At 63.1% G+C, this 19,406-nt stretch carries 14 protein-coding genes and 1 tRNA gene; 1 reads left to right on the top strand and 14 read right to left on the bottom strand.

Annotation, left to right across the window (positions count from 1 at the left end):
* Position 1: 1 nt before the first annotated feature.
* The 7 genes from glcE to J3R73_RS03295 form a co-directional block, all read right to left on the bottom strand.
* The gene (glcE, locus tag J3R73_RS03325; RefSeq protein WP_307422354.1) at positions 2 to 1,222 is read right to left on the bottom strand and encodes a glycolate oxidase subunit GlcE; all 1,221 of its coding nucleotides are present in this window, start codon (positions 1,220 to 1,222) and stop codon (positions 2 to 4) included.
* A gap of 10 nt (positions 1,223 to 1,232) precedes the next feature.
* The gene (locus tag J3R73_RS03320) at positions 1,233 to 2,726 is read right to left on the bottom strand and encodes an FAD-linked oxidase C-terminal domain-containing protein (RefSeq protein ID WP_307422352.1); all 1,494 of its coding nucleotides are present in this window, start codon (positions 2,724 to 2,726) and stop codon (positions 1,233 to 1,235) included.
* Positions 2,727 to 2,817: 91 nt separating this feature from the next.
* Positions 2,818 to 3,804, bottom strand: coding sequence for a cytochrome d ubiquinol oxidase subunit II (cydB, locus tag J3R73_RS03315; protein WP_307422349.1), 987 nt, complete (start codon positions 3,802 to 3,804; stop codon positions 2,818 to 2,820).
* The gene (locus J3R73_RS03310) at positions 3,801 to 5,222 is read right to left on the bottom strand and encodes a cytochrome ubiquinol oxidase subunit I (protein WP_307422347.1); all 1,422 of its coding nucleotides are present in this window, start codon (positions 5,220 to 5,222) and stop codon (positions 3,801 to 3,803) included. Before J3R73_RS03310 ends, cydB begins: the two co-directional genes overlap by 4 nt.
* Positions 5,223 to 5,309: 87 nt before the next feature.
* Positions 5,310 to 7,040: a ubiquinone-dependent pyruvate dehydrogenase gene (gene poxB, locus J3R73_RS03305; protein WP_307422345.1), complete on the bottom strand. Its 1,731-nt coding sequence runs from the start codon at positions 7,038 to 7,040 to the stop codon at positions 5,310 to 5,312.
* Between the two features lie 616 nt (positions 7,041 to 7,656).
* Positions 7,657 to 10,368 carry a winged helix-turn-helix domain-containing protein gene (locus tag J3R73_RS03300; protein ID WP_307422344.1) on the bottom strand — a complete coding sequence of 904 codons (2,712 nt, stop codon included), beginning with the start codon at positions 10,366 to 10,368 and terminating at the stop codon, positions 7,657 to 7,659.
* Positions 10,369 to 10,835: 467 nt separating this feature from the next.
* Positions 10,836 to 11,315, bottom strand: coding sequence for a hypothetical protein (locus J3R73_RS03295; RefSeq protein WP_307422343.1), 480 nt, complete (start codon positions 11,313 to 11,315; stop codon positions 10,836 to 10,838).
* Positions 11,316 to 11,703: 388 nt separating this feature from the next.
* Here J3R73_RS03295 and J3R73_RS03290 point away from each other — a divergent pair.
* A protein-coding gene (locus J3R73_RS03290; protein ID WP_370879838.1) for an IS630 family transposase occupies positions 11,704 to 12,659 on the top strand; the annotation gives its coding sequence in 2 pieces (ribosomal slippage) (positions 11,704 to 12,052 and positions 12,052 to 12,659; 957 coding nt in all).
* A 204-nt stretch (positions 12,660 to 12,863) separates the two neighbouring features.
* Here J3R73_RS03290 and J3R73_RS03285 read toward each other — a convergent pair.
* The 7 genes from J3R73_RS03285 to gap all read right to left on the bottom strand — a co-directional run bounded on the left by J3R73_RS03285 (position 12,864) and on the right by gap (position 19,367).
* A tRNA-Met gene (locus J3R73_RS03285) sits at positions 12,864 to 12,940 on the bottom strand.
* 121 nt (positions 12,941 to 13,061) lie between these two features.
* The gene (locus J3R73_RS03280; protein ID WP_307422340.1) at positions 13,062 to 13,850 is read right to left on the bottom strand and encodes an inositol monophosphatase family protein; all 789 of its coding nucleotides are present in this window, start codon (positions 13,848 to 13,850) and stop codon (positions 13,062 to 13,064) included.
* Between the two features lie 141 nt (positions 13,851 to 13,991).
* On the bottom strand, positions 13,992 to 15,098 hold the full coding sequence (locus tag J3R73_RS03275; RefSeq protein WP_307422339.1) for a tetratricopeptide repeat protein: 1,107 nt from the start codon (positions 15,096 to 15,098) through the stop codon (positions 13,992 to 13,994).
* Positions 15,098 to 15,745, bottom strand: coding sequence for a thiamine phosphate synthase (locus J3R73_RS03270; protein ID WP_307422338.1), 648 nt, complete (start codon positions 15,743 to 15,745; stop codon positions 15,098 to 15,100). The genes J3R73_RS03275 and J3R73_RS03270 overlap by 1 nt, the downstream gene beginning before the upstream one ends.
* 126 nt (positions 15,746 to 15,871) lie before the next feature.
* Complete coding sequence (gene fba / locus J3R73_RS03265) at positions 15,872 to 16,936, bottom strand: class II fructose-bisphosphate aldolase (protein WP_307422337.1); 1,065 nt, start codon at positions 16,934 to 16,936, stop codon at positions 15,872 to 15,874.
* Positions 16,937 to 16,958: 22 nt separating this feature from the next.
* On the bottom strand, positions 16,959 to 18,152 hold the full coding sequence (locus tag J3R73_RS03260; RefSeq protein WP_307422336.1) for a phosphoglycerate kinase: 1,194 nt from the start codon (positions 18,150 to 18,152) through the stop codon (positions 16,959 to 16,961).
* 204 nt (positions 18,153 to 18,356) lie between these two features.
* A complete protein-coding gene (gap, locus tag J3R73_RS03255) occupies positions 18,357 to 19,367 on the bottom strand; it encodes a type I glyceraldehyde-3-phosphate dehydrogenase (RefSeq protein WP_307422335.1) in 1,011 nt (336 codons plus the stop codon).
* Positions 19,368 to 19,406: the final 39 nt, after the last annotated feature.

Raw genomic sequence — 19,406 nt, 5'->3', positions numbered from 1 at the left:
GTCATAGCGCTCCGTTGCTGGCCACGCCCAGCTTGCCTGGATTGAGTATGCCTTTCGGGTCGAACATCCGCCGGATGCGCATGCCGAGATCGTGGAGGGCCTCCGGCTTCGGCTGGAATGCGCTCACACGCTTGCGCACCTCCGGCGACGCCCGGAACAGACAGGCATTTCCGCCGGCTTCGTCCGCCATGGCCCGGAGCATGCGCGCCTGCGCTTCGATCTTGTCGACGGCGGTTCGGATAAAGACCTCCGCACCACCCCAGTCGTAGATGGCTTCCCCGCCGACGGCATGGGCCACGCGCGCCGCCTGGGTCGCGGGCAACATCACCCGCCAGACGCACGTGCCCGGGTCCGGGGCAAAGGCCGAGAGGTCACGCAAGGAGCGCCAGAAGGTGCGGCTTTCTTCATCCGCGATCGCACGGACGTCCGACACCCGGTGAATCAGGCTCTCGAGCTCGGCCCTGCGGGCGGCCACATCGCCCTGAAAGCCCTCGAGCCGCAGGGCCGTCAATGACGGGCCGGCCCGGACCCCTCCCTGATGGGCCGCCGCCGCGACATCGAACGGCATGCCCAGCACCTGGGTGAGCAGATCGATCGCCTTGCCGTCAGCAAGTCCGCTCGCCAGCAGGGTGATTTCCTGCGGCTGGATTGGAAGCACCTTGAGCGTGACGGATGTGAGGACGGCCAGAATGCCGAAGGACCCGGTCAACAATTTGGGCATATCATAGCCGGTGACGTTCTTGACGGTTCGTCCTCCCCCCTTGAAGAACTCGCCTCTCCCGTTCACCGCCTCGACACCAAGTACGGCGTCCCGCGGGGCTCCCGCCTGGATACGGCGCGGCCCGGCGAGATTGCAGGCAACAATGCCTCCAATCGTATCGATGGCATGGGGATTCCCAAAGAAGGCTGCATAATCGGGGGGTTCGAAGGCCAAATGTTGCTTCTTTTCAGCCAAGGCCTGGCGGATTTCAGCGATGGGCGTCCCTGCCCGCACCTTGATGACGAGTTCCTCCGGCTCGTAGAAATCGATGCCCGCTACGCCCGACATGTCGAGCAGCGCATCCGCCGTGACGGGGTCCCCCAAAGAGCGCTTGGTTCCTCCCCCGACGATCTCCAGCTTGCGGCCGGCCGCGTGAGCCTCCGCGATGGCCTGCGTCACGTCCTCGACACCCTGCGGGCAGAAGCGCTGCAATGTTCGAGGGTTGTCTGCAATAGTGGTCATCAGCCCAATCCTAGAACCGTGGAACATCGGGAAAGCGCAGCTTGCCGTTGTGGACATGCATGCGACCGAATTCCGCGCAGCGGCACGGGGTGGGGAAAACCTTGCCGGGATTCAGCAATTCATCGGGATCGAACGCGCATTTGAAGCGCTGCTGTTGAGCCAGGTCGATGTTCGAGAACTGGTATCCCATAAGATCCCGCTTCTCGACGCCGACGCCGTGTTCGCCGCTCAACACCCCGCCGAGGTCGACACAGGCCTTCAGGATGTCTTCCCCGAATGCCTCGGCTCGCTCCAGATCGCCGGGTTTGGCTGCGTCGAACATGATGATCGGATGAAGGTTTCCATCTCCCGCGTGAAAGCAATTGGCGTAATCAAGGCCGTGCTTCTTCGATAGACCTTCCATCCGCTTCAGGATTTCCGGCAGCTTTCCCCGTGGGATGGTCCCGTCCGTGCAATAGTAATCCTTTGAAATTTTCCCTATGGCACCGAAGGCAGATTTGCGGCCGAGCCAGATCTGGGCCCTCTCCTCTTCGGTCTTGCTGATACGCAGTTCTGCGACGCCGATTTCCCTGGCAATCGCCTCAACCTCCTCCACCAGCTTGTCGACTTCCGTTCTTGTGCCGTCGAGTTCGCAGAGCAGAAGGGCTTCGACCTCGGGGGAATGCTTCTCGCCCAGCATGGAAGAGACTGCATCGACGATCCTGCGGTCCATGAATTCCAGGCCCGCCGGGATGACGCCATGCGCGATGATGGCGCCCACGCACAGGCTCGCGTCCTCCACGCTGCGAAAGCCGAGCGACAGCACGCGCGCGGTGGCCGGCTGCGGCACCAGCCGCACGGTTACCTCGGTGATGATCGCCAGCAACCCCTCCGAGCCGATGACGGCTCCCGTCAGGTCGAACTCCCGATCAGCGCCTCCCAGGAAGTCGCCGCCCAGATGGATGATGTCGCCATTCAGCAGCACCGCTTCCATGCCGGTGATGTGGTTCGACGTCACCCCGTATTTCAGGCAATGAACACCGCCGGAATTTTCCGACACATTGCCGCCAATGGTGGCAATCGCCTGGCTGGAGGGGTCCGGCATGTAGCAGAGCCCGAGGTGCTTCACGGCCTCCGTTACCCGGACGTTTTGCACGCCCGGCTGAACCCGGGCGGTTCGATTGCGTGCATCGACATGCAGAATGCGATTCATCCGCGCGGTGCCGAGCACGATCCCGTCTTCCAGCGGCAGGGCGCCGCCCGACAAGGACGTACCGGAACCGCGCGGTACGATCTTGATGCCTTCCCGCTGGCAGAATTGCAGAACAAGGCTCACCTCCTGCGTTGTTTCCGGCAAGACGACCAGGAGAGGCAAGGCATTGTACGCGGTGAGACCGTCGCATTCGTAAGGGCGGAGTTCTGCCTCCTTGTCGAGCACCCATTCTCGCCCGACGATGTCCCGAAACCCCGCCGCGAGCGCATCGCGACGTCCTATGATTGCCTGATCGCCGGCAGCCATCTTCATGGTCGTCTTGCTCCGTTCAGTGGAATGCCATGCACGGCACCGTGCAGGCGCGCCTGATCCAATCAGGCGAGATGAGCGTCAAATGCATTGGTCAGTGGTATTCGGCGTCCGGATCGACTTTCCCCTTGAAGACGAAATAGACGACGAGCGTGTAGATCAGCGTCAGGGGGAGGACGAACAGTCCGGCTCCCCAGAACATGAATGACAAGCTCGCGGGCGGCGACGCGGCGTCAGCAACGGTGATCGAAAAAGGGACCATGTAGGGGTAAAACGACACGGCAAGAGTGGCAAAGGCGGCGGCGAAGATCGCCACTCCGCAGAAAAATGGCACCAACTCCTGGCGCCTGCGGACTGCCGTGAAGAGGACGACGCATGCGGCCAGGCCAATAAGTGGAAACACCGTCAGCAGGGGCGCTTCCAGCCAGCGGTGCATCACACGCAAGTCGAGCCCCAGCGCAGCGACGAAAGCCACGACAAGGAAGGCCAGAACGGCCAGCAGCAAGCGGGGCAGCAGACGAAATGCGAGTTCCTGGCTGTCCCTGGCCGTTCGATAGGTCAGCCAGCCGGCACCCAGCAGGCAGTAGCCAAGACACAGGCCCACACCGCATAGAAGCGCGAACGGCGACAGCCATCCGAATGGTCCGCCGATATATTTGCCATCTTGGATCGCCAAGCCCTCGACGAGCGCACCAACAGCGCAACCCTGGATAAAGCCGGCAACGAGCGAGCCGCCGGCAAACCCAACATCCCAGAGAGGGCGCAGGCCGCGGCTCTTGTAACGGAATTCGAAGGCGACGCCCCGAAAGATCAGGGCGGCCAGCATGATCATCAACGGCAGATAGAGGGCTGACAGCAGCGTGGCATAGACCAGCGGGAATGCACCGAACAGGATTGAGGCGGCGAAGATGAGCCAGGTCTCGTTGCCATCCCAAACCGGCGAGATCGCAGCCAGCATATGGCGCCGCGCCGTCTCATCCGGTGCGAAGGCGAACAGCATGCCGACGCCGAGATCGAAGCCGTCGAGGATCACATAAAGCAGAATGGCGAGGCCGAGCACGACGGTCCAGAAGGTGATCATTCGCTGATCTCCGAAGCCGGAGTCGGTGCGGGCACACCGGGGCTGCCGCCCGACATTGAAAGCGGTCGTTTGGGATTGGTCGCCGCGCTTTCGAAGGCCGGCAGAACGACCGGCCCGCGCCGCAGCAGCTGATAGATGTAGATCGCGCCAAACAGAAAAATCAGCGCGTAGACAGCGGCGAAAATCACAAGGCTTGTCGCCACTTGCGGCGAGGTCAGGAACGGCGTTGCCGCATCGGCTGTGCGAAGCTGCCCATAGACGGTCCAGGGCTGGCGCCCGACCTCCGCCGTAAACCAACCGGTCAAGGTGGCGATGAAGCCCAGAGGGAACGAGCAGAAGGTCGCCCACAGGAACCAGCGCATGCGCTCGAGGCGGCCGGTCACGACAAGATAGGTGCCGAACCATGCCAAAGCGAGCATGAGGAGGCCGCAGCCGACCATGATGCGAAAGGCAAAGAACGGGATCAGCACCGGTGGCCGGTCGGAAGGAGGAAAGGTCGCCAGTCCCACCTCCTTGCTATCGAAGCGCATGGAAGCGATGAGGCTGCCCAGATAGGGAATGCTGATCTCATAGAGATTGCGTTCATGCCCCGGATCGGGCCAGGCCATCAGCACTTCGGACGCCGGCTGCTCGTCATGCCAACGGGCCTCGATGGCGGCAAACTTTGCCGGCTGCTTGTCGTGGGTGTAATCGCCGACCAGATGCCCAAAGAGCAGCTGAAGCGGAATCAGCACAGCGGCAAGTCCCAGGCCCATATGGAGCATCGTTCGAGCATCAGACTTGAAGCTGTCACGCAACAGATGCCATGCCCCTGTCGCCGCCACGCAGAAGGCCGTGGTGACATAGGCCGCCAGGAACATATGCGGGAAGCGCACCCAGACGACCGGATCGAAGATGATGGCGAACCAATCCGTCGGTACGAAAACGCCGTCCTGCCTTAGCGTGAAGCCGACGGGCCACTGCATCCAGCTGTTGTTGACCATGATCCAGAAGGCCGACAGGCTCGTCCCGGCGGCGACCAGGATGCAGGCCACCAGATAGAACCATCGGGGCACCCGCTTTCGGCCGAAGATCAGGACGCCGAAGAAGGCTGCCTCCAAGGCGAACGCCGTGAAGGTTTCATAGCCGAGCAAGGGCCCCTGGATCGGACCGGTGCGACGCGCCAGTTCGCTCCAGTTCGTACCGAACTCGAAGCTCATGACAATGCCCGAGACGACACCCAGGCCAAAGGCGACGCCGAAGATGCCGAGCCAGAAATCGAAAAGCCGCCGATACACCGGCCGGCCGGTCGCAAGGGATAGAGCCTCCAGGAACGCAAGCCATGCGGCCAGACCGACAGTGAAGGCCGGGAAAATAATGTGGAATGAGACGGTAAATGCAAACTGGATACGCGAGAGCAACAGCGCGGGCATGTCCATGACCTGGCTCCGAGCAGATGACGCCAAAATTCGGAATGATGGACGAGTGGCGCTGACTTCGGCGCCCGCTCAAATCCGCCCGGCGGCTCAGCGCAGAAGATTGGTCCGCGCGAGATCGAGCAACTCGTCGCCCCGCCCGTTGATAACGGCCCTGAGCGCCCATAGGCCGAAGCCTTTCACCTGCTCCAGGTCGATGCTCGGAGGCATGGCAAGCTCTTGCGCATTGGTGACGACATCGAGGAGAGCCGGCCCGTCATGCGCCAGCACGTCTCGAATGGCAGCGTCCAACTCCGCAGGATCCTCGACCCGAATGGCGTGAATGCCGACAGCCCGCGCCATTGCGGCAAAATCCGGATTGGTCAGCGAGGTTCCGGTCTCGAGGAAGCCGGTGGCCTTCATTTCCAATGCCACGAACCCGAGCGTGGAATTGTTGAAGACCACGACCTTGATCGGCAGCTTCTGCTGCACGAGCGTCAAGAAATCCCCCATTAACATCGCGAAGCCGCCGTCGCCCGACAGGCTGACGACCTGGCGGCCCGGATAGGCGGCTTGGGCGCCAATGGCCTGCGGCATGGCATTGGCCATCGAGCCGTGTGTCAACGACCCGATGAGCCGGCGGCGACCATTCATCTTCAGATAGCGCGCCGCCCAGATCGAGGGCGTGCCGACATCGAACGTGAACACGGCGTCGTCACTGGCCTGTTCACTGAGCAATCTGGCCAGATATTGCGGATGAATGGGCTTTCGTCCCGGCTTTCCCGTCGCGAGTTCGTCCAATCCGGCACGCGCCTTGCGATAATTGGCAAGGCTATCATCCAGATGGGATCGATCCTGCTTGACTTCCAACTTCGGCAGCAGGGCGGAGATGGTGGCGCCGACATCGCCGACCAGCCCAAGATCAAGATGTGTCCGTCGGCCAAGGTTTTCAGGGCGCAGGTCGATCTGCACGATCTTGGCGTCGGTTGGATAGAATTGCCGATACGGAAAATCCGTCCCGAGCATCAGGAGAAGGTCACAATCCAGCATGGCGTGATAGCCGGAACTGAACCCGATCAACCCGGTCATGCCCACATCGAAGGGATTGTCATATTCGACATGCTCCTTGCCACCGAATGCGTGGACGATGGGAGATTTGAGCCTGTCCGCCAGCGCCAGCAACGCATCATGGGCCCCGGCACAGCCGCGCCCGCACAGAAGCGTCGTCCGTTTGCTGCGGTTCAAGCGCACCGCCAGATCTTCGAGATCGGTGTCGTCGGGTGTCACGACGGGCTGGGAGAGTGCAATTGCCGCCGCCGACGAGATCGGCGCCGAAACCTCCTTCAGGGCGATGTCCCCGGGGATGACCACGACGGCAACACCGCGCTGTCCGAGAGCTGCGCGGATGGCGCTCTCCAGGACGCCGGGAAGCTGCGCCGGGTTTGAGACAAGCTCGCAATAATGGCTGCACTCGCGAAACAACGTCTCCGGGTGGGTTTCCTGAAAAAAACCGCGCCCGATCTCGGCACTGGGAATATGAGCGGCGATCGCGAGGACCGGCACTCGCGAGCGATGCGCATCGAAGAGCCCATTTATGAGATGCAGGTTTCCTGGTCCGCAGCTGCCGGCACAAACGGCCAGATTGCCGGTCAAATGGGCTTCAGCCCCGGCGGCGAAGGCGGCCGTCTCTTCATGACGGGTGTGAATCCAGTCGATGTCGCCGCGCCTTCGAAGGGAGTCGGTAATCCCGTTCAGGCTGTCGCCGACAATACCGTATATGCGGCGGACGCCGACCGAGTACAGAATTTCAGTGACAAGATCGGCAACTTTTGAGTTCCTCACAGCTCTGATCTCCTCGGAAACGGCCTACGAACGCGGCCGGACATCGCAGACGACGTCTCGACCGCCCAAGCCACCGAAGTGTTAAGGAACGGATCTGGGGCGCGGCATCCCCTGAAGTGGGGATCGGACACCCTAAATCGGGGGACGCCCGCCTCGCTGCCCCCGTCCAAATACCTCCGCGGCGGCCAGCAGGCGAAGCATGGCGGCCGCGTTGTGGAGGGGCATCTCCACGACGCCGCAAGAACGACGAGAGCAGCGTGGATGATGACTATTTGCTGGCACAGCCGCTCGAGCATGGCAACTTCGAGAGCTTGAACCCTTTGCTCCCCGCGTTCCATCCAGGCTTGCGGGAAAGCAGGACACTCCCTGAGGACAATCGGCATCGTCTGGTGAACCGTGGCATCCGACATCGACCGGAGCGCATCAGGAATCCACGCCTCGAGACCTCCCAACCAGGAAATGTCCCGCCGCGCGTCGAACTGTCCGGACGATAGCCATAGTACGGTGATCGTCCCCGTCGGTCTCCGCACGCTCGTGACGACCGTCATCGCAGCTTCGAGAGTTTCGGAAGCGCCCCGGTCCTTCGAAGGCTCCGCACCGCAAGACGTACGGAACCTTACTTCAAAAGCCCCAACTCGACGCCGCGTCTGACCGCGTGATTGCGGCGGCCGACACCAAGCTTCACAAAGATATTCTTGATATGCGACTTAACGGTCTCGGCCGCAATTCCCAATTCTCTGGCAATTTCCTTGTTGGATTGACCGTGACTGACGCGCTGCAGGATGCCATGCTCCCGCGGGCTGAGCATGTTCGGAACACCGTCGGTGATAGCGGCGCCGCTCCGCAGTCGAAGCTGCTCCCCAAAATCGATCGTCCTCTCGCAAAAACGAATAAACTGCTCGTTTTCGGCGGCGATATTTGACTGATCAAGCTTTATGCTTCGTATCAATATTTCGCCTATGGGGCCTTGGTCCAATACAATCTGGGTAAATCCCGCTCCGGCTGCCTTCCTGAGCGCGACGTTAAAAACATGCTCCGCCTCCTCTCTTCTCCCGGCCAGATACATCGCGCTCGAAAGCTGAAACTCCAGCCACATACGCAAGTATTTATTATGATAAGTTGCCAAATCCTCGGCGGCCCGGCCGAAAATATCGACTGCCTGCAAAAAATGGCCGGCGCCGAGTTCCACCGAGGCCCGCGCCACCTTGGCGTAGACAGGTATCAGGAGATCGGCTTTGCGGGGCGCCGCGGAAAATGCAGCCGCCATTTGGTCAAGGCGCACGAGAGTCGCATCCGCCTCGAGCTTGCGGCCCTCCAGCAAGTAGAGGCGTAATCGCTCCAAAACAACGGCCGCGATCATTCGCCGCCATTCCCGGCCGTGCGCCAGGTGCTCTGCGGATTCCAAAAATTGGTGCGCACTCGCGAAGTCCTGGCGCAAAATGGAGATTCTTGTCAGAGTTAAATAGGCGTTCAGTGCGTACTCACTGGTGGCCGTGGCATTTATCAGCGTCAAATGGCGAAGCAGCAATTGCTCAGCCTCGTCGACGCGACTTTGTTCGTAATGGATGCGAGCAAGCAGAGCCGCGGCCAGAGCGGCAGGCATCGAATTGATTCCGGCACTTTTTCTCGCCTTGGCATACGCGTCTTCGCTGTACCGCCTCGAGAGGCCGGCGTGAAGCTGTTCAAATTCGACGCCGGCCTGAAGACAGAGTTTGAACACCGCCGTCCAAATATAGCGCGGCTCCTCCTCGATCGAGAGAGGCATCCATGGAGTCGCGTAGAAGGCAGCAAGATCGCCGTTTCTCCAATGGCAAAGCCGAAGCATGTTTGACGCTGTGTTGAAGGTCCATGGCTCCGTTGCCGTGGATACGGTGTGCTCGGCCGTCACCTTGGCCGTTTCGATGTCGAATCTGAATGTGAGCACCACGGCCCGGATGGCCTCACATTCCGTCAAGAACGCTTCGGCGCCATCAACACAGTCGCGTCTTATTTCCTGCTCGGTTTCTTCGACCAAATCGAGCGCCTCGTCATAGCGTATGGCAATCGCCAATCCCCAAGCGATCGACAGCTTCGCACGCGTGTGCGCCCGCATGAGGGCTCGGGGAAAGAGCCTCTGCCAACTGAGAAGTGTGATCAGGTCACCCGATTTGATCAGCGACATGACGCAGCCGGCGATCCATTCGGCTGCCCGGTTCATATCGCCGGCTGCAATCGCGTGATGGATTGCCTCGGTCCAAAGCTCGTTCCTGGCGAGCCAGTCCGCAGCACGCCGATGCAGCTCCGGGATTGCACCGGCGCTCCGGGCCTGCAACTCCCGCGAGAGATGCTCCGCCAGCAGGGGATGGAATCTGTACCACGTCCCCTCCTGATCCAGGGGTATCAGCAGGACATGCCGTGTTGCCAGCGAGGCCAGATGCCGGATGCTGGCGACATCGTTCGTGACCGACGCGCAGAGGGCTTCGCTGAACCGTCGAAGCACCGAAATGCGCATCATGAACTCGAGGAGCGCAGGCGCCAGTCCGTCGAGAAGATCCGCGAAGAACTCGGTTACCGGCTTCAGGTCCCCGGTCAGCCGCTCAATGTAGCTCGAGAACGTCTCGCCGGACTGCGACGAGGTCACAGACAAGATCCGAAGAAGGGCCGGCCATCCTTCCGTGCGGCGATGGAGGAGGCTGAGGGCCGAAACACTCAGATCGCCAAGCTGCTCCTGCTTCAGGAAGGCACCGATCTCGTTCAAATCGAACGCAAGGGACGACGCATCGATCTCGACCAGCCGATTCTGTGACCGAAGGCGCGCAAGTGGAAGGCCGGGATCAAGCCGCGTAGTCAGTATCACATGAAAATTGCGCGGGGCGTATTTCAACAATAGGTCGATACCGTCCAATATTTCCGCATCGAGAATACAATGGAAGTCATCGATAAACGCGTAAATTTCTTTCCTGAATCCCCTTATGTCGTCGATCAGCGCCGAGACAGCGGATGTAACCGCCACGAGGGGCTTATGGTCAAACAAGCTCACTGATGCCGCGGTGATCGTGCTGTCACATTCCTTGAGGGCGTGCGCCAGATAAAAAAAGAACGCCGTCGGCTCGTCGTCCTCTCGATCCAGGGAAATCCAAGCGACGGCGTTGCCGTCCAGCCGCAATTGCGACGCCCATGCGCTGGCCAGGGAAGTCTTGCCGAAGCCAGCGCCCGCCTTGAGGACCGTGACCTGGGAGCGCCTCACGACGGGGAGCTTTTCCATCAGGCGGGGGCGCTTGATTTCCCATGCTGCCGGCGTCGGGAGCAGTATCTTGGACGATAGCAATTCGGGTTTGGCGTATTCCATCGATCCATGCTCGAACCTTTGTCGTCGATCGCATTCGAGCCTCCGAACAAAACAGAAATGCCGATCGAGTCGACGTGCGCCCCCTTCGCGCCTCAACCAACTATAAATGGTAAGACTGACTGGAGCCCACGACAATTAACGATCACGAGAGGCGTTCGTGATTGCTAAACTATCGACAAGACCGCTCGGACGACCACAAACCCCGTCGTCAGCCGGCGCCCCTTCCCCCCTCCCCCTCTGAATGATGCGACCGGCAGCCTTGCGAAGCCGGCGCCGCTGGAGACGCTGTTGCAATAGCGCTCCACCGCTTGTCGATCGCCTGCGCCCATTGCTCGCGATTTTTCAGGACGAAACGGTATTCCCACCGGTTCGCCAAAAGACCGACAATAAATTCGGATATAGTGGGAGGATGCCGAGCAGTCTGGACGTTCTGATCAGGTTATCGAACATACACACTCCGCAATCGGCTAACTTTTCCGAACACCTGCTGTGACGGGCAGCCTCTTGCTTAGGCGCTCGACGATGAATTGCCCTTCGGCCTCATCCAACCCTGCCGCCAAATAGATGGTTTGCGCTCCATAGATGAATTTGACGCTGCCGGTCTTGTTGCCGCCGAAAAAGGGGAGCGACATCTGGCCGTAGCGGCCATTGCGGGTGAACACTGGTGCTACACCGGCCGAAAGGTCGCTGATTGCCGTGCCGCGATAGAGCTTGCTCCGGGTGAAACCTAGCATGCGGTAGCTGACCTCCAGATCGGAGCCGGCCAAGCGTAGAATTTCCGCGCCTGTTGACATCCAGCCCAGGCTGGCGAGGGCAAACCCTTCGCCAGCCAGCCAGGCGCAGAGCCAGATAGCCAGGAAAGGTTGGAATGGACGAGACAAGAGATTGTACATCGCCATGACACCACCAAGTGTCCAGCCACAAAGCCAGACCAGCAAGAACAACATGATGAAGGCGTTGCGCTGAGGCGGTACTATGATCTAGTCGTAACCGTCGACGGTCACGGCTCGGAAACGTGGTCCTTTGATCTCTTCATATTGTAAAGACATGGCTGGCCCGGGCCGAGCGGAAACAGGCACCGGAGTAGCGCCCTATCTTGAATATCCGCTGAAGAAATTTAGCGTGGATCATGTGATTCGTCGGGCGATGCCGTCCTGCTACGCTACTTCCTGGGACACGATCTTGCGAGGAGGTGAAGGCCGCCGCCATCCGATAATTTCTGAAGCTTGGCGCTGGATTTGATTAGAGCGGAATTTGTCTGAGTGGAATCGGAAGGGATTCCACTGGATGGCTTAGTGTGATTCATAGGTTTCCGGGCTATTCCGGAGATGAAGCATGACGAAGCGTGGTGAAGCCTATTCGCAGGATTTGCGAGATCGTGTGCTTGGGGCGCTGGATAGCGGGATGTCGGCGAGCACAATCGCACCAATCTTCAGGGTGAGTGTGTCCTACATCTACAAGGCGGCCGCGCGGCGGCGCGCGACGGGGGAGGTCAGTGCCCGCCCCCAGCGCAATCATGTTCCGCTCAAGCTTGCCAAGCATGAAGAGGTTCTGCGGGCCAAGGTCGCGGCTGATCCGGATGCGCGTGTCGCGGATCTGCGGGCCTGGGCGGAGGAAGAATTGGGGGTCAGCATCAGCCATGCCCCGATGTGGCATATGCTCAAGCGGCTTGGGCTGACATATAAAAAAAGACGATCCACGCCAGCGAGCAAAAACGCCCCGATGTCGCGGCCGCTCGCCGCAAATGGCACAGCAACCAAATCTGGCTGAGGCCCTCGCGTCTGGTCTTCATTGACGAGACCTGGGCCTCGACCGCGATGGCGCGCCACTACGGCAGGTGCAAGCGCGGACAGCGCCTGATCGACTACGTGCCGCATGGCCATTGGAAAACCACGACCTTCATTGGCGCTCTGCGCAGCGGGGGATTGACAGCTCCCTGCGTGCTCGACGGCCCAGTCAACGGCGATTGCTTCAAGGCCTATGTCGCGCAGATCCTCGTTCCCACCCTCAATTACGGCGATATCGTCATCATGGACAATCTGAGCAGCCACAAAGTCCCGGGTGTGCGCCAAGCCATCGAGGCCGCAGGGGCGGAACTGCTTTACTTGCCCGCCTACTCCCCCGATCTCAATCCGATCGAGAACCTCTTCGCAAAGCTCAAAGCTCTCCTGCGCGCGGCTGCAACCCGATCCATCCACGATCTCTGGGACGAAATCGCCAAAACTCTCCCGCGCTTCTCCCCGTCCGAATGCAGAAATTACTTCTCTAATGCTGGATATTCTACAGTCTGAACAATTTCGCTCTAAGCGAATCGCAGTCTCAGACAGTGCCATGTGTTGGTATCAGCTCATGTTGGTATTGCCGAACACCAACAAACTACGCGACTTCAACCGAACTCAAACGCACTCGCGTGCGCCTATCCGAGCACAATTCCTACCCTAACCTATCGATTTTCAAACAATCCGATCGTTCGCGCATCATGGCGAACAAAGAAATGGTAGCGAGGAGTGGACTCGAACCACCGACACGCGGATTATGATTCCGCTGCTCTAACCAGCTGAGCTACCCCGCCAAGGGCCCGGGAAGACCGGAACGGCGCGGTTTATGGAGCGCCGCGCGCCGTCTGTCAAGCGTCGCGGCGTGAAATCTTGGGGGCCCTGCGGGCCGGGCGCGCCGCCTCGGGGCTCGCCGCCTCAGGCCTTGGCGAAGGCCGCCAGCAGGCTCTTGTGGATCGCCTCGTTGCCGGCGACGATGTCGCCCGTCTCCAGCATGGTTTCGCCGCCGCGGATGTCGCTGACGAAGCCGCCCGCCTCGCGCACCAGCACGATGCCGGCCGCCAGGTCCCAGGAGGACAGCCAGCGCGAGGCGAGACCGTCCAGCCGGCCCGAGGCGACATAAGCGAGCTCCATGGCGATGGAGCCGATATTGCGCACACCGGCGACCTGCCCCATCACCGCGCCGATGTCCGCGAGGTTGGCGGCATGCTGGCCGCGACCCAGATGCATCACGCCCATGCCGACGAGCGAATCCTCCATCAGCCGGCGCCCGGAGACGCGCATGCGCCGGTCATTGTGGAAGGCGCCCTTGCCGCGTTCGGCGACGAAGAGATCCTCGGTCGCCGGATTGTAGACCACCCCCGCCACCAGCACGCCTTCGCGCTCCAGGGCGACGGAGACGGCGAAGAAAGGCATGCCGTGCAGGAAATTGGTGGTGCCGTCGAGCGGATCGATATGCCAGCGATGGGTCCTGTCGGCGCCTTCGATGACGCCCGATTCCTCCATCACGAAGCCGTAGCCCGGACGGGCCCGCTCGAGTTCCTGCTGCAGCACCTTCTCCGATTTGCGGTCGGCGATGGAGACGAAGTCGCCCGGCCCCTTGGTGGAGACCTGCAGGTTTTCGAGCTCGCCGAAATCGCGCTTGAGGCCTTTGCCGGCCTTGAGCACGGCGGCAACCATTACATTCATCAGGGGAGAACGCAGCATCGAGGGCACTTTCGAACAACGGACGGCGCGGCCGGAGCCGGCGCGCGCGAGGGATCAGGGAATGCGCCTGTCTAGTGCAAATCCGCCGGGGATTGAACCGCAATCTGCGGAAGAGCGGAAGAATGAGCCGGGAGGTCGGGGCTACAGGCCGTGCACCCGCGCCCCGAGAATGGCGGCCTGCTGGACCTCGGGCGTCTGCCGGGCCATGAACTGGTCGAGCTGCCGGTCCTCCAGGCCGCCGGCCTTGGCCAGGATGTGCCACATGCAGGCGAGGATGGCATTGGGGGCGAGGCCCTGCCCGGCGGCATAGAGCCGTGCCAGGCGGTTGCGCGCGATCGGCGAGCCGCGCTCGGCGGCGCGCTCGAACCAGTCGGCCGCCAGTTCCTCATCCTGCTGCACGCCCTGCCCGTTGAACAGCGCGATGCCATATTCGACCATGGCGTCGAGATTGCCGGCATTGGCGGCCTGCAGGAAATAATCGGCCGCCTTGCGCGCATCGGCCGGCACACCCTTGCCTTCCTGGGTGAGGATGCCGAGGGAATAGAGCGCGTCGCCGCTGTTGGAAGCCGCCGCTTCGGTGAAGCGCTGGAAGGCGGTGGCGTAGTCCGGAGCGCCGTTGCTCGGGCGCAGGGCGATGATGCCGAGATTGTAGGAGGCCTGCGGCACCTTCAGCGCCGCCGCGCGGTTGAGCAGCAGCATGCCGCCGCTCTCGTCCTTCGGCACGCCGCGGCCGGTGAGCTTGGCCATGCCATAGGAGAAGATGGCGTTGCGGTCGCCGCGCCGGGCAGCCTCCGCATACCATTCCGCCGCCTTGATCTTGTCCTCCGGCACGCCCAGCCCATTGTCGTAGATCTGGGCGATCAGCGTCATCGCCACCGGATCCTTCTGCGCCTCCACCCGCTTGATCGCCCAGTTCATCGCAGTGAGGTAATAGCCGCGCTGGAAGGCGCCATAGGCGAGATCGGCCGGGGGACCACCCGGCGCCGGGGCCGATGCGGCGTCGGCCGCCGGCGCCGCCGGGGGCGGCTCGGCGGGCTTGACGACGTCGACGGGCGGGGCGAGGCCGGCCGGCCCGGAAAGGTCGACCGCAGGCGGCTCGGCGGGCTTGAAGGTCGCCGTAGGCTGCATGCCCGCCGCCGGTCCGGCGGGCGCCGGCGGCGTGTTCCCGGTCTGCGCCTCGGCCGCCTGCGCGGCGGGCAGCGATTGCAGCGAGAAGGCGAGCAGGCCGGCGGCGAGAAGGCGCTTCATCACACGCTCGCCCTCTGCTTCAGCAGACGGTCGACCAGCGCGATCGCCTCGGCCGGCCCCTTGTCATGCTCCCACACCGCATTGCCGAGGGCGACGAAGTCGGCACCGGCATCGGCCAGCAGCGGCACGGCCGCAAGGTCCGGCGCGAAGGCGACGCAGGGGATCTCGAACAGCTCGGCCCACCAGGCCGTGCGCTCGACGATGGCCTCCAGCGGCGGCAGGCGGCCGTCCTTCGCCGGCTCCCCGAACATCACATAGTCGACGCCGGCCTCGGCGGCCGTCATCGCCTCGTGGCGCGTCCGGATGCCGCCCACCCCCACGATGCGTTCGGGCTTGAAGCTTTCCAGGGCCTCCGCGACCCCCTTGCTGCCGTCGATCAGGTGCACCCCGTCGGCACCGGCGCGGGCGATAATGGCGTTCCAGCCGCTGACGACCAGCGCCGCCCCGCCCGCCTGCACGACCGGCGCGATCTCCTTGACCAGCTTCTTGGCGCTCTGGTCGTCGGACGCCGACGGCGTGAACAGGACGCAGGCGACCTCGCCCGCCCCCAGCGCCGCACGCAAGGGCGGCAGGAACGCAGCGGTGTCGGCGACGGCGGGCGTCACCAGATAGATCTGAACCGGAGGACGGTTCGCAGCCTCAGCCATGGATGGATCTCACTTCCCGGGAGCGCGGACTCCCGGTCCGCCCCTTCTCATCCCCCAAATGTGACGTTTCCAAGGTGCGGGCCGAAAGCTGCGCATGCCCGCAGCGGTCGGCCTCTCCCGAACCCGTCACGCGAATCGCGGCTCGAAGGCGCCGGCCTCATAGGCCTTCGCCATCTCGCCCATCGGCACCACCTTGATCCGCGACGCCCGGCCGGCGGCGCCGAACGCCTCGTAGCGATCGCGGCACAGCCTGGCCATCGCGGCCCTCGCGGGCCCGAGATACCGGCGCGGGTCCAGCTCCCCAGGGCTTTGCGCGAGGACGCGGCGGATCTCACCGGTCATCGCCATGCGGCAGTCGGTGTCGATATTCACCTTGCGCACACCATATCGGATGCCGAGCTGGATCTCCTCGACCGGCACGCCCCAGGTCTGCGGCATCTCGCCGCCATGCCTGTTGATGAGATCCTGCAGCTCCCGCGGCACCGATGAGGAGGCGTGCATCACCAGATGCATCGCCGGCATCCGCCGGTTGATTTCCTTGATCACCTGCATCGCCAGGATCGCGCCGTCCGGCTTGCGCGAGAACTTGTAGGCGCCATGCGAGGTCCCCACGGCGATGGCGAGCGCGTCGACCTTGGTCTCGCGCACGAAGCGCACCGCCTCGTCCGGATCGGTCAGCACCTGCTCGGGCGAAAGCGCGTCCTCGGCGCCGTGGCCGTCCTCGGCCTCGTTCTCCAGACCCTCCAGGCTGCCGACCAGCCCGAGTTCGCCCTCGACCGATGCACCGGCCCTGTGGGCGAGATCGACGACGCGGCGCGTGACGGCGACGTTGTAGGCATAGTCGGCCGGGGTCCGGCCGTCCTCCCGCAGGGAGCCGTCCATCATCACGGAGGTGAAGCCGGCCTGCAACGCGGAGGCGCACGTCTCCTCGTCATTGCCGTGGTCCTGGTGCACGCATAGCGGAATGTCCGGATAGGTCTCGACCGCCGCGTCGATCATCCGGGCCAGCATGATATCGCCGGCATAGCGGCGCGCGCGCCGCGAGGCCTGGACGATGGCCGGCGCATCGCAGGCCCGGGCGGCCTCCATCACGGCGATGACCTGCTCCATCGTGCTGACGTTGAAGGCGGGGATGCCGTAGCCGTGCTCGGCGGCGTCGTCGAGCAGCTGGCGAAGGGTGACGCGGGCCACGAGACCTCCCGGGACGACGGGCTTACTTCTTGCGCAGGATCTCGACCCCCGGCAGCGGCTTGCCTTCCAGCCATTCCAGGAACGCGCCGCCGGCCGTCGAGACATAGGAGAACCGCTCGGTGGCCTTGGCGTGGTTGAGCGCCGCGACGGTGTCGCCGCCGCCGGCGACCGACAGGAGCTTGCCGGCATGGGTGCGCGCCGCCACATGCTTGGCGGCGACCACGGTGCCGTGGTCGAAGGGCTCGAGCTCGAAGGCGCCCAGCGGCCCGTTCCACACCAGCGTCTCGGCCTCGTCGATGGCGCCCTTGATGCGCTCGATCGATTGCGGTCCGACATCGAGGATCATGCCGTCATGCGGGATCGATTCCAGGCCATAGGCATGGTTGGGCGCCTGGGCGGCGAAATGATAGGCGACGACGGCATCGACCGGCAGGATAATGGCGCAATTGGCCTTCTCCGCCTTCTGCAGGATGGCGAGGGCGGTCTCGGCGAGGTCGCGCTCGGCCAGCGACTTGCCGATGCCGACGCCCTGCGCATAGAGGAAGGTGTTCGCCATGCCGCCGCCGATGATGAGGGCGTCGACCTTGGTGACGAGATTGCCGAGCAGTTCGAGCTTGGTCGACACCTTCGCGCCGCCCACGATCGCCGCCACCGGACGCTTGGGATGTTCCAGCGCGCGGGACAAGGCCTCGATCTCCCCCTGCATGGCGCGGCCGGCACAGGCGGGCAGCACATGGCCGAGCCCTTCCGTGGAGGCATGGGCGCGGTGGGCCGCCGAGAACGCGTCATTGACCCAGATGTCGCCATTGGCGGCGAGCGCCTTGACGAAGTCGGGATCGTTCTTCTCCTCGCCCTTGTGGAAACGGGTGTTCTCCAGGCAGAGGATGTCGCCCGGCTGCATCGCCGCCACGGCGCTCGAGGCGGCCTCGCCGATGCAGTCCTCGGAGAAGGCGACCGGGCGCTTGGCGATCTCGGCAAGCTTGGCGGCGACGGGCCTGAGGCTTTCCTTGGGATCCACGCCCTTGGGCCGGCCGAAATGCGCCAGCAGGATGACCTTCGCCTTGGCCCGCGACAGCTCCAGGATGGTCGGGATCACGCGCTCGATACGCGTGGCATCGGTGACCACCCCGTTTTCGGCGGGCACGTTGAGGTCGACGCGCACCAGCACGCGCTTGTTTTCGACATCGACGTCATCAAGGGTACGGAAAGCGCTCATCGGACGGCGGTCCTTGCTCGTAGAGTGGGAAGGGTTTGCGTCGAAACGCCGATGGGCGGATCGACCGCGAAGACGCAACTGGCTCCCCCGGAAGGGAAGGAACGGTCCGGACGCCCTGAGGCCGGGCTGCGGGACGTCCCGCGCGTTCTTTCGCCGTCGGAAGGGCGGGCCGGCAGCCCGCCCTCCATGCGGCCGCGGCCCGCCTCAGATCAGGCCGGCCAGAACCACGGCCGTATCGGCCATGCGGTTGGAGAAGCCCCATTCATTGTCATACCAGCTCAGCACGCGCACGAACTTCTCGTCGATGACCTTGGTCTGGTCGAGCGCGAAGATCGAGGAGGCCGGGTTGTGGTTGAAGTCGCGGCTGACCAGCGGCTCATCGGTGTAGGACAGGACGCCCTTGAGGGGCCCGCGCCGGGTGGCCTTGAGGATCGCCTCGTTGACCTTCTCGACGCTGGTGCGCTTGCGGGTGTTGAACTTGAAGTCGACCACCGAGACGTTCGGCGTCGGCACGCGGATCGAGGTGCCGTCGAGCTTGCCCTTGAGCTCGGGCATCACCAGGCCGACCGCCTTGGCCGCGCCGGTCGAGGTCGGGATCATCGACAGCGCCGCCGCACGGGCGCGGTAGAGATCCTTGTGCATCTGGTCGAGCGAGGGCTGGTCGTTGGTGTAGGAGTGGATCGTGGTCATGAAGCCACGCTCGATGCCGAAGGCGTCGTGCAGCACCTTGGCCACCGGCGCCAGGCAGTTGGTGGTGCAGGAGGCGTTCGAGATGACCAGATGGTCCTTCGTCAGCTCCTCGTGGTTGACGCCGTAGACGACGGTGAGGTCGGCGCCGTCGGACGGAGCGGACACGATGACGCGCTTGGCGCCGGCGGCAAGATGCGCCGCCGCCTTGTCGCGGGCGGTGAAGATGCCCGTGCACTCCATGGCGATGTCGATGCCCATCTCCTTGTGGGGAAGCTGGGAGGGATCCTTGATCGCGGTGACCCTGATCTTCTGGCCCTGCACGATGATCGAATCGCCCTCGACCTTCACCTCGGCCGGGAACTTGCCGTGGATGGAGTCATAGCGCAGCAGATGGGCGTTGGTCTCGACCGGCCCCAGATCGTTGATCGCAACGATCTCGATGTCCTTGCGCCTGCTCTCGACCACGGCACGCAGAATGTTGCGGCCGATGCGGCCGAACCCGTTGATCGCGACACGAACTGCCATGCGAACCTTCCTTCCTGTTCTGTCCCAAATATCGATCCG

It is taken from the genome of Labrys monachus, from assembly GCF_030814655.1.
GTDB classification, from domain to species: Bacteria; Pseudomonadota; Alphaproteobacteria; order Rhizobiales; family Labraceae; genus Labrys; species Labrys monacha.
The sequence above is the reverse complement of the archived record's forward strand: the minus strand, read 5'-3'. Positions and strand labels throughout refer to the sequence as shown.

Excerpts from the sequence above, each read along its gene's own strand:
- gap (WP_307422335.1), bottom strand. The coding sequence starts at position 19,367 with ATGGCAGTTCGTGTCGCGATCAACGGGTTCGGCCGCATCGGCCGCAAC.
- J3R73_RS03295 (WP_307422343.1), bottom strand. The coding sequence starts at position 11,315 with ATGTTGTTCTTGCTGGTCTGGCTTTGTGGCTGGACACTTGGTGGTGTC.
- J3R73_RS03270 (WP_307422338.1), bottom strand. The coding sequence starts at position 15,745 with ATGGCTGAGGCTGCGAACCGTCCTCCGGTTCAGATCTATCTGGTGACG.
- J3R73_RS03320 (WP_307422352.1), bottom strand. The coding sequence starts at position 2,726 with ATGAAGATGGCTGCCGGCGATCAGGCAATCATAGGACGTCGCGATGCG.
- J3R73_RS03275 (WP_307422339.1), bottom strand. The coding sequence starts at position 15,098 with ATGAAGCGCCTTCTCGCCGCCGGCCTGCTCGCCTTCTCGCTGCAATCG.
- J3R73_RS03260 (WP_307422336.1), bottom strand. The coding sequence starts at position 18,152 with ATGAGCGCTTTCCGTACCCTTGATGACGTCGATGTCGAAAACAAGCGC.
- J3R73_RS03280 (WP_307422340.1), bottom strand. The coding sequence starts at position 13,850 with ATGCTGCGTTCTCCCCTGATGAATGTAATGGTTGCCGCCGTGCTCAAG.
- glcE (WP_307422354.1), bottom strand. The coding sequence starts at position 1,222 with ATGACCACTATTGCAGACAACCCTCGAACATTGCAGCGCTTCTGCCCG.
- J3R73_RS03310 (WP_307422347.1), bottom strand. The coding sequence starts at position 5,222 with ATGGACATGCCCGCGCTGTTGCTCTCGCGTATCCAGTTTGCATTTACC.
- J3R73_RS03300 (WP_307422344.1), bottom strand. The coding sequence starts at position 10,368 with ATGGAATACGCCAAACCCGAATTGCTATCGTCCAAGATACTGCTCCCG.
- cydB (WP_307422349.1), bottom strand. The coding sequence starts at position 3,804 with ATGATCACCTTCTGGACCGTCGTGCTCGGCCTCGCCATTCTGCTTTAT.